General features: G+C 60.7%; 15 protein-coding genes. 3 read left to right on the top strand and 12 right to left on the bottom strand.

All coding sequences use genetic code 11. The annotated features are described in order from the left end of the window. Positions 1–28: 28 nt before the first annotated feature. The 4 genes from HDF14_RS21875 to HDF14_RS21860 are packed head-to-tail and all read right to left on the bottom strand — an operon-like array spanning position 29 to position 3,240. On the bottom strand, positions 29–364 hold the full coding sequence (locus tag HDF14_RS21875; protein ID WP_183980877.1) for an energy transducer TonB: 336 nt from the start codon (positions 362–364) through the stop codon (positions 29–31). 49 nt (positions 365–413) lie between these two features. Further along, positions 414–1,025: a class IV adenylate cyclase gene (locus HDF14_RS21870; protein ID WP_183980876.1), complete on the bottom strand. Its 612-nt coding sequence runs from the start codon at positions 1,023–1,025 to the stop codon at positions 414–416. A 41-nt stretch (positions 1,026–1,066) separates the two neighbouring features. Continuing rightward, positions 1,067–2,092 (bottom strand): L-threonylcarbamoyladenylate synthase, encoded by a 1,026-nt coding sequence (locus tag HDF14_RS21865; RefSeq protein WP_183980875.1) that lies wholly within the window; start codon positions 2,090–2,092, stop codon positions 1,067–1,069. Further along, positions 2,089–3,240, bottom strand: coding sequence for an ATP-binding protein (locus HDF14_RS21860; RefSeq protein ID WP_183980939.1), 1,152 nt, complete (start codon positions 3,238–3,240; stop codon positions 2,089–2,091). Before HDF14_RS21860 ends, HDF14_RS21865 begins: the two co-directional genes overlap by 4 nt. A gap of 469 nt (positions 3,241–3,709) precedes the next feature. Between HDF14_RS21860 and HDF14_RS21855 the strand changes: the two genes are divergently transcribed. Then, positions 3,710–4,981, top strand: a complete 1,272-nt coding sequence (locus tag HDF14_RS21855; protein ID WP_183980938.1) for a carbohydrate porin — start codon at positions 3,710–3,712, stop codon at positions 4,979–4,981. 84 nt (positions 4,982–5,065) lie between these two features. On the opposite strand, the gene HDF14_RS21850 is transcribed toward HDF14_RS21855, so the two are convergent. Continuing rightward, the gene (locus HDF14_RS21850; protein ID WP_183980874.1) at positions 5,066–5,818 is read right to left on the bottom strand and encodes a CAP domain-containing protein; all 753 of its coding nucleotides are present in this window, start codon (positions 5,816–5,818) and stop codon (positions 5,066–5,068) included. Between the two features lie 93 nt (positions 5,819–5,911). Between HDF14_RS21850 and HDF14_RS21845 the strand changes: the two genes are divergently transcribed. Further along, positions 5,912–6,337, top strand: a complete 426-nt coding sequence (locus tag HDF14_RS21845) for a TOBE domain-containing protein (RefSeq protein WP_183980873.1) — start codon at positions 5,912–5,914, stop codon at positions 6,335–6,337. 11 nt (positions 6,338–6,348) lie between these two features. Here the strand turns inward: HDF14_RS21845 and HDF14_RS21840 are convergent, their stop codons facing one another. Then, positions 6,349–7,794, bottom strand: a complete 1,446-nt coding sequence (locus HDF14_RS21840; protein WP_183980872.1) for a cytochrome P450 — start codon at positions 7,792–7,794, stop codon at positions 6,349–6,351. A gap of 88 nt (positions 7,795–7,882) precedes the next feature. Continuing rightward, complete coding sequence (tmk, locus tag HDF14_RS21835; RefSeq protein WP_183980871.1) at positions 7,883–8,557, bottom strand: dTMP kinase; 675 nt, start codon at positions 8,555–8,557, stop codon at positions 7,883–7,885. 116 nt (positions 8,558–8,673) lie between these two features. On the opposite strand from tmk, the gene HDF14_RS21830 reads away from it, so the two are divergent. Continuing rightward, positions 8,674–8,835, top strand: a complete 162-nt coding sequence (locus HDF14_RS21830; protein ID WP_183980870.1) for a hypothetical protein — start codon at positions 8,674–8,676, stop codon at positions 8,833–8,835. Between the two features lie 310 nt (positions 8,836–9,145). On the opposite strand, the gene HDF14_RS21825 is transcribed toward HDF14_RS21830, so the two are convergent. The 5 genes from HDF14_RS21825 to HDF14_RS21805 all read right to left on the bottom strand — a co-directional run bounded on the left by HDF14_RS21825 (position 9,146) and on the right by HDF14_RS21805 (position 12,545). Beyond that, on the bottom strand, positions 9,146–9,502 hold the full coding sequence (locus HDF14_RS21825) for a hypothetical protein (protein ID WP_183980869.1): 357 nt from the start codon (positions 9,500–9,502) through the stop codon (positions 9,146–9,148). A 102-nt stretch (positions 9,503–9,604) separates the two neighbouring features. Next, positions 9,605–9,916: a hypothetical protein gene (locus HDF14_RS21820; protein WP_183980868.1), complete on the bottom strand. Its 312-nt coding sequence runs from the start codon at positions 9,914–9,916 to the stop codon at positions 9,605–9,607. 66 nt (positions 9,917–9,982) lie between these two features. Further along, on the bottom strand, positions 9,983–10,816 hold the full coding sequence (locus HDF14_RS21815) for a response regulator (protein WP_183980867.1): 834 nt from the start codon (positions 10,814–10,816) through the stop codon (positions 9,983–9,985). A gap of 56 nt (positions 10,817–10,872) precedes the next feature. Beyond that, entirely contained in the window at positions 10,873–11,868 is a 996-nt protein-coding gene (gene lpxD, locus HDF14_RS21810) for a UDP-3-O-(3-hydroxymyristoyl)glucosamine N-acyltransferase (RefSeq protein WP_183980937.1), read from the bottom strand. A gap of 137 nt (positions 11,869–12,005) precedes the next feature. Continuing rightward, a complete protein-coding gene (locus HDF14_RS21805; protein ID WP_183980866.1) occupies positions 12,006–12,545 on the bottom strand; it encodes a DUF6982 domain-containing protein in 540 nt (179 codons plus the stop codon). Positions 12,546–12,663: the final 118 nt, after the last annotated feature.

Here is a 12,663-nt window from a genome sequence, read left to right as displayed (position 1 = left end):
GTGGTTTCGGTTGCGAGGTATGTCTTGGTTATTGACCGTCGATGTTGAAGTTGACTTCAACTTCGGATTCGGTGGCATCAGAGTTTGGAGCGAAGCGCCAGTGAGTGACGGCGTCCTGCGCTGCGGGCGCGAGGAGGGCGTGGCCCGACTCCACCTTGGTGCCTGAAACAGTGCCGTCAGCTTTGACGGAAACGAGAAGGACGACCTTGCCGCCGACGTGCATGCGCTTTGCCAGCTCTGGATAGGCTGGGGCGGTGCGGGAGACGATTGCGCGGTGAACATCGCCAGCGAAGGCAGTGCCAACGCAGAGGGCAACGCTTCCGGCAAGAAGAAGGGGGCGCGAAGAGCGAAGTGGGATTGCCAAGGAAAACCTCCGGGGTACAGAGGTTGTATCGGCGGAGGTGAGGGAGGCTTTAGCGGAGGGAGAGTACCGGCGGGGTGATTTCGGCGAAGGTGAGGTTTTCGGCGGGGCTGCCGGTGCGTTGTTTCCAGTCGAGGAACAGCTTGCCGTAGCTGTCGGTGAGGCAGGTGTCCGGGTCGATGTGGAGTGCGACGAGGGTTTGGTCGATCCAGGCGGTGGGGCCTTCGAGTTCGGCGTAGGTGCCGATGGGGGTCTCGTCGAGGACCAGGTGTGCGGTGATGCCGGTGTCTGCTGAGTGAGACCACTCGGTGCGGTATTTTTCGTAGGTGAAGGCGGGGGCATAGCCTAGTTGCTGGAAGATCTCGGCCATGGCGTCGCGGTCGCTGAGGGTGGTCTCGGTTTCGATGCGGATCTTGTAGCGTGTGGTATCGACGGGGGCTTGCTCGTCGGGGAGACGCTTGTGGGTGAGGGTATATTTGTCGCCGTACTGGCGGAGGCGGAGGATCTGCCTGCGGGCGCGGAGGTCACGGTTGGGAGTGTCGTAGAGGGTGTTGTGCTCGAAGGTGCGTGGGGTGACGAGTTGGAAGCCAAGTTGTGGGAGGCGGGTTTGGAGAGCTTCTGGATCAGGGACGGGAAACTTGAGTTCGATCTCAGAGTTCTTCATGGGGGGAGTATACGGCGGGAGCTCGGTGAAAAACGTGTACTTTAGTTTGTTTTTGCGGCTTTTTTTAGACGGTCGCGGATGGCTAGGCCGAGGCCTTCGGGTTTGGGCAGAGGGCAGAGGATGGTGGTGACGCCGCGGTCGTCAAGATCTCTGAGGCCGGCGAACAGAGTTTGGGCGAGGGCGGTGGGGTCTTCTATAGAACTCCAGCGAAAGACTTCGACGTGGCTGGTTGGGATGGTCCAGCCTTGCGGGAGCATGACTCCGATACGGCCTTCGGTGGCAGCTAGGTGGGAGTTCAGATCGGCTTCGTTGTCGACGAGGATGAGACGGGCGCGGGGGGCGTAGTGGCGGATGCCGACACCGGGAGATGGCAGGCTTTGCGGGGTGGAGGTGGTCTGCTGGGGTGCGGTGTAGATGGTGACGGGGCCGGCGATGGATTCGAGCATGGCGGGGGTGATGGCCCCGGGGCGGTAGAGGACCATGGGGGACGGATTGGGGTCGAGGACGGTGGATTCGACGCCTACGCTGGTTGCGCCGCCGTCGATGACTGCGTCGATGCGGTGATCGAGATCCTGAAGGACGTGAGCTGCGGTGGTGGGGCTGGTGTGGCCGAAGCGGTTGGCGCTGGGTGCTGCGAGGGGAAGGCCCGTGGCTTCGAGGAGCGCCTGGGCGAGGGGGTGGGCCGGCATCCGGACGCCTACGAGGGGGCGGTTGGCGGTGACTGCGTCGGGGATTTTTTCGGTGCGCTGAAGCAGAAGGGTGAGGGGGCCGGGCCAGAAGGCTTTGATGAGGCGCTCTGCACGGTCGGATACGGTGGCGACCTCGTCGAGCATGGCGCGGTTGCTGACGTGGACGATGAGGGGGTCCCAGTGGGGGCGGTTTTTGGCGAGGAAGATGTTGGCGACTGCGTTGGGGTCGAGCGCGTTGGCTCCGAGGCCATAGACGGTTTCGGTGGGGAAGGCTACGGTGCCGCCGTTGCGGAGGATCTCGGCTGCGCGGGTGATGTCTTGCGGGCTGGTTGAGAGGCGCAGCGTTTCGCGCTCAGCGGGAGAGTCGTGCTTGCTCATCTTGCGGCTAGTTGGCCGGCGAAGGCGTCGAGAGAGAGGCTGCGGAGGAGGTTGCGGCGCATACCGCTTTGAACCTGATCGAGGCCGCGGGAGGCGGATTCGATCCAGGCGAAGTTGAGGGTGGCACTGAGGCGGTCGAGTTCGGGGCGGAGGTCGGTGTTGCGGAGGAGTTCGGGGGTGCCTGCGCCGAGGAGCAGGAGATCTTCGAGTAGGAGCGAGAGGGTGCGAAGGAGAGCGGATGTTTTTTGCTGGCCTTCGGCTCCGGCGCGATAGGTTTCGGTCATCTTGAAGAGGGCGGTGTGGTCTGATTCTGCGGTGCCGCTGCTGGATGCGGCAGCGTTACGGAGGAAGAGGAGGGCGTCGGCACGGGCGGCGGTGTAGGCTTCGAGGTCGAAGCCGAGGGCTTTGCCGGCGGCGCCTTGTGCGAGGCGGGCGATGAGGGTGCGCTGTTTGGGCGGTACATCGGTGCGGCGGTCGGCGAGGAGCATCTCGATTTCTTCGACAGGCAGAGCGCCGAGGCGGACGGTTGCACAGCGAGAGCGGATCGTGGGGAGGAGTTCACCGGGGTTTTCGGCGAGGATGATGATGTGGACGGTGTCGGGTGGCTCCTCGAGGACTTTGAGGAGGGAGTTGGCGGCTTCCTTCATCATGTTGGCCGCGGTGAGGATGAAGATCTTGCGTGGGGCCTCGCTTGGGAGGTAGTGGGAGCGCTGGATGACGGTGCGGATCTGGCCTAGTTTGATGAGGAGCTGCGGGGGGTCGGGTGGAACGATGAGGACGTCTGGGTGGGGCTGGACGAGGACGCGGGTTTCTTTTTTGTCTGTCTCGCGGAGCTCTTCGCGGGCGGCTACGGCTTTGTCGATCTCGTCGCCGAGGTTGGCTGCGCTGGCGATGCGGGTGCAGTTGTGACAGACGCCGCAGAAGCTGGCGAGGGAGACGCCGTTGGACCAGAGGTCGCGGGGCTGGCGCTGGCACTCGACGGCCATGGTGAGCATGAGGGCCAGGGTGTATTTTCCTGCTCCGCTGGGGCCGGCGAGGATGAGGGAGTGGGGGAGGCGGCCGGCGGCGATGGCGGTGCGGAGGTGCTCGATGGCGGTGCTGTTGCCGAGGAAGTCGTTGAAGGTGGCGGGCAGAGCGGTTGGTGTGATCACGACTTTCTGGCCTCCTCCTCAGGCGTACGTTCGATGCAGGTTCGGGATGGTCACCCGGGTGGTACTGTTTGGTGCTAAAGTATTCGGTCTATGAAGGTTAAGTCTGGACCTTCGTCGGGATTCTTCTTTGAAGAGAAAGGCTCCGAATCGGGTTCTTTCCAGAGTGATCTCCTGTCTCTATGATACCCGTTGGAAGAGGGGTAATACGTCAAACTGGTGAGGCTCTAAAAGGCGCTTGGTTAGCGGGTTTTGCGTTGTGTCCAAAGGTTTGGGGAGTTGACAGCGTTTGCGACGCTTAACTATCGGGTTTGTTAATCCGCAGACTTCCCGGCGAAGATTGATGCCCCCGATGATGGCGGCGGCGCATCAAGTCGGCAGTCACTTTTAGAAGAACAAGGCCAGCGAGTCGCTAAGGAGTTGTGCGAACGTCAGAAAGCACGTACGTAAGACAATCGCGTTGATTCTGATGGGAGCGTTCACCGACCTTTTGGGACAGAACATCAAGATCGTCAGGCCGGGTGCTACCGATGAGACGGTCCAGTACCAGCCGCAGTCTGAGCCGGCAATCAACGAGCCGCTCGAGAGGTACCCGCAGGAGCTGGACTCGGCTGTGGCGGCGCTGGGGTTGGTGCCGGCAGATCCGCTCTTTCAGACCGATCCTTTCAGGCTCGTTACCAAGTCGGCGGACATGGGTTGGAGCTGGCTGGAGATGAGTGCGCGGCTTCGATTCGGAGCGACGTATACGTTTCTCAATCAGTATGCGACGGTGATACCTGATACGGCACAGCGTCATGACCAGATAAGCGGACGGCTGGACTTTACGGGAAACTGGGCGGTGTATGAGCACGGAAGCACGGCTGGCTCGATTGCGCTGCTGGTGCGTTCGGGAACCAATATCGGGATGAGCCAGCAGTTCAACCTGAGCGACCAGCTGGGATCGGGGATTTTTTTGAATTGCCTTCAGGGGGGCGGGGCGCAACGGCCAATCACCGTGAACGTTCTTTATTGGCGACAGGATTTCATGCATAAGAGATTGTCGTTTTATGCGGGCAAGCTGCATCCGAATCAGTTTGTCAGTCTGAGCTTTCTGAACAACGATGAGAGAACGCAGTTTCTGAATGGAGAGAACGACGGCAATCTTGCGATTGCTTCGGATGGCACCTATGCGGGTGGAGGAGCGGTTGATTTTCAGATGACCCACCACTTCTATATGCACGCTTTGGCGATTGACACCATCGGTTCACAATACACAGGGATCGGAACGATGGCGCAGGGGAAATTTCTTGAGGGCGTGGAGTTCGGCTGGTTTGACGGTGCGCCCGGGAGCAAATATTTGAAGCTGCGTGTTGGGGGATGGCGTGACGATACGAAGAGTTCAGGAAGCGGCCATGGTGTCGCGTTTGGTTTTGATCATGAGTACGCGAATGGCTGGGCACCGTTTGGCCGGTATGGATTCGCTACGGAGACGGGAACCGCGATCAGACAGACCGACACGATAGGACTGACGAATGTTAGCCCGTTTGGCCGGCGGGGCGATATGTTTGGGACGGCGTTCAACTACATTCAACCGACGCGTGCGGGGAAGCGACACGAGAGTATCGTCGAGACGTTTTATCGAATTCGCATGACGAAGAGCATGGAGATCGGGCCCGATGTGCAGGTGTCGATTCATCCGATGTATGCGGCGAAGAGCTATACCACTGTTCTGTTGAATGCTCGTATGCGGATTATTTTTTGAGAACCTGGTGCGCGCCCTGCGCGGGCGGCGGTCACTTCGTGACTTGTGTACTCCTTTGGGTGGCGCTCCCGTTGGTCGCGTGAATCAGTAGAGGAGCACGGCTGTGTTGTAGGTGGTGAACTGGGGTTGTTTGCTGGCGCAGACTGCGACTTCGGCTGTGGTGTATCTGCCGGTGGCGATGGCGCGGAGGAGAGCGTCGGGCAGGAGAGTCGGGTCGGGGCCGTCCCATTGGACGACTAGTTTGGGAGAGCCTGCGGCTCCGCTTTGCATGGTGCAGGTTTGATGGGCGTCGGCGTTCGAATCGGCTGGGGCTATGCCGTGCTCAAGCAGGATCTGGGAGACACGTTTTTCGAGTGAGTCGAAGGATTGGACCGTCGCACTGCGAGAGAAGTCTTCGACGGCTGAGTAGAGGCTGTGATTTTCCGCGACGGAGATTCCGACTGCGTTGAGATTGGGGTCGAGGATGTTGGCGCGATGGCTGGGGCTGTTCATCCAGGTTTGATGGATGAGCGGGACGTCGGTGCCGCGACCGACGTTTTCGGCGATGGTGGTGAAGTGGGCTCCAGCTTGTGCGCCGCGAGTGGTGAGGTCGGGTTCGCCGGGGTATTGATGGAGGAGTTCGCCGGGTTCGTTGCGGACGCGTTGGACGTGAGTTTTGGCTGCGGCTGCTAGGGCGTTGTCCCAATGGAGCGGCGGCAGGTTGTGCGCGGCGCGGGCTCGGTTGGTGAGTTGGAAGAGAGTCTGCTCGGGAGAGGTGGGCGGGGGTTGGGCGTTGAAGGAAGACGCCGCGAGTGTGAGAGCAAGCAGAAGGGTTCGTGCGTGCGTTCTATTTTGCATGTGTGTGTGGTTGGAGCCGGGAGATCGGAGGAAAGTTGGCCGTGTGGATGGGCTTTTTGAGTTTTGGATAGGATGGTGGCGAGGTGCATGGGGATGAAGACAAGTGCGCGCAATACGCTGGCGGGGACGATTAGCAAGATTACAACGGGCGCGGTGAACTCCGAGGTCATACTGGCGACCGAAGCGGGGAGTGAGATCGTTGCGGTGATTACGAATGGCAGCGTTGAGGCGATGGGGTTGAAAGAGGGGATGAAGGCCTGGGCGTTGGTGAAGGCCAGTTGGATCATCGTGGGGAAGGAGATGGACAAGAGCAAGATCAGTACTCGAAATATCCTGTGCGGCGTGGTGGAGACGATTCACGAAGGCAGCGTGAACGATGAGGTGTCGATCAGGCTGCAGGGCGGGGAGGTGCTTACCGGTGTGATTACGGACGGCAGTCTGCACCGACTGGCGCTGCACCTCGGTGAGCAGGTGTGTGCGGCGTTCAAGGCTTCGAGTGTGATTGTTGCGGTGGATTGATTTTTGCGGGATCAGCGAGGGATGAGTTGCATCATGAGGGGGTCGCGCGGGCGAAGCGTGATCTTGGCCTGGACTTCGGGTGGGGTGGTGCCGAGGTAGTTCATGCGCCAGCGTTGGGCGAGGGTGGCGATGCTGAAGACACCTTCCATCCAAGCGAAGCTTTCGCCGATGCATTGGCGGCTGCCTCCGCCGAAGGGGAAGTAGGTGAACTTGTGGCGGGCGGCTTTGTTCTCGGGGGTGAAGCGGTCGGGGTCGAAGCGGAGTGGGTCGGGGAAGTATTGGGGGTCGCGTCCCATGATGTATTGGCTGAAGAAAAAGTGCGCGCCGGAGGGGATGGTGTAAGGGCCGAGGGTGATGGGCTTGGTGGACATGCGGCCCATGGCCCAGGCTGGTGGGTAGAGACGCATGGATTCGGCGAAGACTTGTTCTGTGTAGCGGAGGACGGGGTAGTCGGCGAGAGTGGGGAGGCGTTGGGTGGGGCCGGTGCCGAGGACTGCGTCTAGTTCGGCGTGGAGTTTGGCTTCGATGGCTGGATTTTGGCTGAGGAGATACCAAGTCCAGGCAAGGCCGTTGGCGACGGTTTCGTAGCCGGCGAGAAAGATGGTGAGGACTTCATCGCGGACTTGCTCGTCGGACATGCCGGTTTGTTTGGTGGGGTCGTCGGACTCGTATTTGCTGGCGAGGAGCATGGAGAGGAGATCTCCGCGATCTGGTTCACCACGGGCGGCGGCTTCGCGGTGCTCGTGGATGAGGCGATCGACGACGGCGTCGAGGCGGGCCTTCGAGCGGCGGAACTTCATGATGCCGGGGATGGGGAGGTGGATGAAGGATTCGATTTTGGGGAAGGCGACGATGAAGTTGTAGAGGTCCATGATGGTGTTGACCTCGTCGTTGATGCTGCGGATGTCGGCGGTGACTTCGGTGTTGAAGAGGGTGCGAGCGACGATCTCGAGCGAGAGCTGCATGCTGGCGGCGGAGATGTCGATGTGCTGGTTTGGGCGCCAGGCTTCGCGCTGATGTACGGCGCTGGCGACGATCTGGTCGCCATAGGCGGCGATGCGCTGGCGATGGAAGGCGGGCGCGGCGATCTTGCGTTGACGCATGTGGATGGGATCGTCGGAGGTGATGAGGCCTTCGCCGAGAAGGACCTTCATGCGGCGGACGGTGCGCTCTTTGACGAAGCTGTTGGCTTGGGTGACTAGGATCTCGCGGATGTACTCGGGGTCGTTGATGAAGACGATGGGGGTGCCGAGGAAGCGATAATGCGCGATGTTGCCATAGGTCTTGAGGAGATGCTCGAAGAGGAGGATGGGGCTGCCGAGTTTGACCCAGGGCTTGAAGGAGTAGAAGGGAAGCGAGTGCTTGAGGCCGGGTGGCATGCGGCCTTTGCCACCCTTGCGCGGCGAGGTGACGGAGGGGATTGGTTCGGGTGGGGCTTCGAGAGTGGGGGTGGTCATTGCTTCGCCTTCGTTGTTCTCTTAGACGAGGAGAACACAGTTCGGCGGGCCGGGGTTGGGAGCATTGACGAGGTGGAAAGAAGACTGGCTAGGCTTTGGCGGGGTCGAGGCGGGCGGCGACAATCTTTTGGATGCAGGCTTGAATCTGGTCGATGGAAGCATCGTCGCGGATGGGGACGACGCGGTGGGGTTCACGGGCGGCGATCTCTTCGTACTTGTCGTAGATGCGGCGGTAGAAGTCGTCGGGCTCGCGCTCGAAGCGGTTTTCGTCGGTGCCTTGTTTTTCCACGTGGCGCTGGTTGCGGCGGCGTGCGCGGCGTAGGGAAGATTCGAGCGACGGAAGAAGGAGGAGGGTCAGGTCGGGCTGGAGGTTGTCGCAGGCGGCGGCGTGCATGACGAGGATGCGCTCGCTGCCTAGCTGGCGGCCTCCGCCTTGATAGGCCTCGGAGGAGTCGGTGTAGCGGTCGCATAGGACGATGGAGCCGGCGGCGAGCGCGGGGAGGATGATCTCGGAGATGGACTGGGCGCGGTCGGCGAACATGAGAGCCATCTCGGCGGCGGGGGCGATGGGACCTAGGGCGGCCTCGGAGCGGGAGTCAAGAAGGATGCTGCGGATGCGGTCGCCCAGGGTTGTGCCGCCGGGTTGGCGGAGGGTGACGACGGTGTGGCCTTCGGACTCGAGAGAGGTGGCGAGACGGCGTAGTTGGGTGGTCTTTCCGGAGCCGTCGAGGCCTTCGAAGGTGATGAAATATCCGCGGGGCATAACTTTCAGCTTATCGCAGATGATGTAGACGTCATCTTATGTGAGCAGAGCAGGACACTGGCTGGAGAATGCTGTGGCTTGTGTTGCACGCCTGCTGGAGAAAGCGGGAGGATGAGATGCTTACCATCGCTTTTGTTGCAATGATCGTTGCGTTACTGGTAGTGGGCGGAGTGATCGCGTTGATGATGAGAGATCAGAGACGCAAAGGACACAGCGGAGACGCTGGAAATGCTGCTCCGGCCACGCATGGACGAGCTTCCGGATTTCACTCGCGGTAGGCGTGGATAAGTAATGGCTTCTGTCGGATGCGAGCCAGTGGGATATCTCTGTGTAGGGGCGATTGGAGCATTTCGCCGCTAAATATATTGCCAGTTTAAGTGTGGAAAGCCTATTATGTTGCGCGCTGCGGAAAGCGGTTGCAGCGGAGGGCTCTAAGTTATGACGGTAGTCGTTTTTGCAATGTTATTTGTGGTATTGGCGCTGGGTACTGTGGTGGTTTTGATGCACCGGGCTCACAAGCATGCGGTTCGGCACAGCTCGCTAGAAGTCGCGACCGAAATGCAAGGCGGAAATTTAGACTGAACCAGGCTATTTGCCTGACGTAACGGTCGTGTCGGGTTGCCAGAAGACTCCGGTGGGAGTGATCGCGATGGACAACAAACCTTCGGCTCCTTCTTTGAGGAAGGGGCCATTGGCTTTGTGGTCTTGATGGGCGCTGTCGGTATAGAGCAGCTTCATGCTGCCCGAGCCTAAAACTTTGAAGCGGTAGTGGAAGTCGGAGCCGGGGGCGAGGTTTTGTGTCCCGAAGCTGGCGCTGGGATAGTCGACCTCGAGGAGTTCGATGGGATGTCCTGTGCGATTGCTGACCGTGGTAGCTACGTAAGGGGAGTGGCAACCTACGGTGATGAAGCTGGTGATAAGGACGAGCGCGGACAGAGGACGCATAGAGTTCAAGGTTAGCAGGGTGATGGGGTGGGATGATCTGGCCAGTTGGACCGGCCGCAGCGGACAGACTGCGCGCGACAAAGGGCCGTCCGCTTCGATCGACTAACCCCACTTGCCCTTCTTCGCAAGGACGACCCTAAGAGGTTTGTCAGGCGACTTTTTGAACTCTCGGCGTTTGCTGAGAGCCACGCGGGATTTGACCAGCAGTTCCGCGTTGTCCAAACCATCTTCGGGCACATTTCCCTTCAGCCGCCGTAATACCTCTCCGGCACTACGGCGCACGTCCATATGCTGGCGCTGTTTCCCCTTAGGAATCGCCTTACGGCTGGACTTGCTATTTTCTCCATAGGTATTCCGCCGATCCAGTTCTAAGCTGAGCCGCTTCTTTTCCGTGGAGTTCTTAACTGTGCTCACGACAGCCATGCTAAACCAAGCTTGTGCAAAAAAACCCGGTTTTGCGCGGCTCGAACGGCTATCTGCCTAGATGAAAGGGAGAAGCTCGGAGGTGCGGGTGGGCTTGTCGAGGATGCGGGCGGTGAGGACGGCTCCGGAGCGGTTGTCGTGGAGGGTGATGGGGAAGGCGAGGACGCTCCAGGTTAGCTGCGGTTCTTGCGGGCGGGGTTGGGCCAGCAGGCCGCGATGGGTGCGATCGATGTAGGTTTCGCGGGTGAGGCAGACGGTTTGGAGGACGTCGCTCCAGTCGCGCATGAAGGGACGCATCTCCTCGTAGACGCTGCGGCCGATGAACCACTCGCGGGGTTGGCCGAGGTATTCGGCCACGCTGTCGTTGCAATACTGCCAGATGCCGTTCTCGTCGAAGATCTGGACGAGCACATCGGAGCCGATGGCCATGGCGATGCGGGAGTAAAAGAAGTCGCGGGCATCGACGACGACGGGTGCGCCACGGCGTTTGGCTTCGAGCGAGCTGAGAGCGTCAAGGAGATCTTCGACTGAGCTATGGCCTTTGAGCAGATGCATGTCTTCGACACCGCCGAAGTAGCGGTCGATGGTAGCCGAGAGAATGATGATGGGAACGTGGGGACGGCGGCGGCGGAGGAGAGCAGCTACTTCGGTGCCGAACTGGCCTGCACCGAGATGGTAGTCAAGGACGGCGATATCGATGTTGTTGAAGAGGTCAGTGGCCTCTTCGATGGTGGCGGCGGGAACGGCCTCGTAGCCGTGCTGGCGCAGGATGGCGGCGCGGAGGTGGAGATTGGTGGGCTCGTCATCAAGCAGAAGTACGCGAACGGGTTGTGCTGTGGTGCTTTGCATTTCGGTAAAGCCGTTACTGAGACTTTCGGGAGGTTCCGTCATCGTTCTACCCCCAAGTGCTTCTAGAGTTATATACGAGGAGGTCACTAGCTGGATGGTTATTTTAGTTTGGACTTTAGATCCCTCAAGAGTTCGGGGAGGCGATTGAAGAGAGCGACGGAACGAAGCCATTGCCGATTGTCGATGGCAGGATAGCCGCTGACGACCTTTCCGGGGGCTACGTCGTTTGGGATTCCGCTTTGTGCGGTGGCGATGGCCCCGTCGCCGATGGTGCAATGGCCGGCAACCCCGACCTGTCCGGCGAGAATAACGTTTTTGCCGATGATGGAGGAGCCGGCGAGGCCGACCTGGGCGCATAGGAGGGTGTTTTCGCCTACGGTGGAGCCGTGACCGACCTGAACGAGGTTGTCGATCTTGGCGCCGGCGTGCACACGGGTTTCACCGATGGAGGCGCGGTCGATGCAGGCGTTGGCCTGGATTTCGACGTTGTCTTCGAGGATGGCGGGGCCGGATTGGAGGATCTTGTACCAGGTGCCGTCGGATTGGCGGGCAAAGCCGAAGCCGTCGGCTCCTACGATGGCTCCGTTCTGGAGGGTGACGTCGTCGCCGAGCTTGCAGTATTCGCGGACGATGGCGTGGGCGTGGGCGAAGAAGTTGTCGCCAATGCTGGCGTGGGGGTAGAGGACGACGTGAGGGAGGATGATGGCGTTGTCGCCGACGGTGACGTGGTCGCCGATGACGGCGTAGGCGCCGACGTGGGCGTTGGCTCCGATGGTAGCAGTTGGCGCGATGCCGGCTGTGTGGTGGACGCCGGGGGCGTAGGCAGGGGGCTGATAGAAGAGCTCAATGGCGCGCGCGAAGGCGAGGTAGGGATTTTTGAGGCGGAGGGTGGCCGCGGAGATCTGGGGGAAGTCGGGCTCGACCAGGACGGCGGTGGCCTGGGTGGTGTGGGCGAGAGAGGCGTACTTGGGGTTGGCGACGAAGGCGAGAGCGCCGGGGGTGGCGGTTTCGATGCCGGCTACCTGGGTGATTCTGGCTGAGGGATCGCCGTTAAGGGTGGCTCCAAGATTGTCGGCCAGTTCGGCCAGGGTGATGGACTTCGCGGGAGATTGCATGGGGAAGATTGTAGAAGACTAGAACGTGTGCCCTGGGCAAACAGCGGGTTTCTCCGCTGCGCGGGCGAGAAAGCCATCCCGCCTCGGTAGAAATGACAGACCTAGAGCCGGAGTTTTCAGTTGGGGCGGGTGTTGGGTGGGATGAGGTTGGTGAAGAGGTCTTCCTGAAGGCTGGGGACTGAAGAGGCGGGCAGGGGCTTGCGGCGGGAGGGTGAGGTGATGACGGCCAGGAGCTGAAGCTCAGTGATCGAGGTGCGGGGCACGAAGATGCGCTGGGTGTTGGAGCGGACGTCGGGAGGGGTGAGTTGGAGACCGGCGTCGTGGATGAGGTCGTCGGTGAGGGTGAGGTCGATGGGGGCGAGGCCTTCGAGGAGGTCGCCGGAACGGAAGGTGAGCCGGAGCCAGAGGCCCTCGGTGCGCGGCTTGGCGAGGAAGGTGCGGCGGGTGAGGCGCTCGGGGTTGGATGTGTCGTTCAGGTTGAATTCGCGGACGTAGCAGATGTGCTTTATGTCGTTGAGGGCGAGGGGGATGACTCGGCCGCTCAGGTCGAGCAGGTCGATAGTGTGGTTACGGACGAAGCCGGCTAGCGGCAGGTAGCCGGGGAGGGTTTCGTTGGTGAGGCGGCGGACGATGACCTTCTTGTGTGCAGAGGACATAAGGACTCGCGGATTGTCGCATACCAGGGGTTGGAGCAACGAAAAAGGTGCATTCAGAGTAGTCAATTCGCTAACGCTGTGTTACATTGGCCTTTTGCGTTTACCTGTGCTCACCATT

It is taken from the genome of Tunturiibacter gelidiferens (genome assembly GCF_014201335.1).
Taxonomy (GTDB): domain Bacteria; phylum Acidobacteriota; class Terriglobia; order Terriglobales; family Acidobacteriaceae; genus Edaphobacter; species Edaphobacter lichenicola_E.
This window is presented reverse-complemented; position numbering and strand designations above follow the sequence as displayed.

Coding starts and splice junctions, on each gene's coding strand:
- HDF14_RS21825 (WP_183980869.1), bottom strand. CDS start 9,502: ATGCGTCCTCTGTCCGCGCTCGTCCTTATCACCAGCTTCATCACCGTA.
- HDF14_RS21865 (WP_183980875.1), bottom strand. CDS start 2,092: ATGAGCAAGCACGACTCTCCCGCTGAGCGCGAAACGCTGCGCCTCTCA.
- HDF14_RS21855 (WP_183980938.1), top strand. CDS start 3,710: ATGGGAGCGTTCACCGACCTTTTGGGACAGAACATCAAGATCGTCAGG.
- HDF14_RS21815 (WP_183980867.1), bottom strand. CDS start 10,816: ATGACGGAACCTCCCGAAAGTCTCAGTAACGGCTTTACCGAAATGCAA.
- HDF14_RS21850 (WP_183980874.1), bottom strand. CDS start 5,818: ATGCAAAATAGAACGCACGCACGAACCCTTCTGCTTGCTCTCACACTC.
- HDF14_RS21870 (WP_183980876.1), bottom strand. CDS start 1,025: ATGAAGAACTCTGAGATCGAACTCAAGTTTCCCGTCCCTGATCCAGAA.
- HDF14_RS21830 (WP_183980870.1), top strand. CDS start 8,674: ATGCTTACCATCGCTTTTGTTGCAATGATCGTTGCGTTACTGGTAGTG.
- HDF14_RS21840 (WP_183980872.1), bottom strand. CDS start 7,794: ATGACCACCCCCACTCTCGAAGCCCCACCCGAACCAATCCCCTCCGTC.
- HDF14_RS21845 (WP_183980873.1), top strand. CDS start 5,912: ATGAAGACAAGTGCGCGCAATACGCTGGCGGGGACGATTAGCAAGATT.
- tmk (WP_183980871.1), bottom strand. CDS start 8,557: ATGCCCCGCGGATATTTCATCACCTTCGAAGGCCTCGACGGCTCCGGA.
- HDF14_RS21805 (WP_183980866.1), bottom strand. CDS start 12,545: ATGTCCTCTGCACACAAGAAGGTCATCGTCCGCCGCCTCACCAACGAA.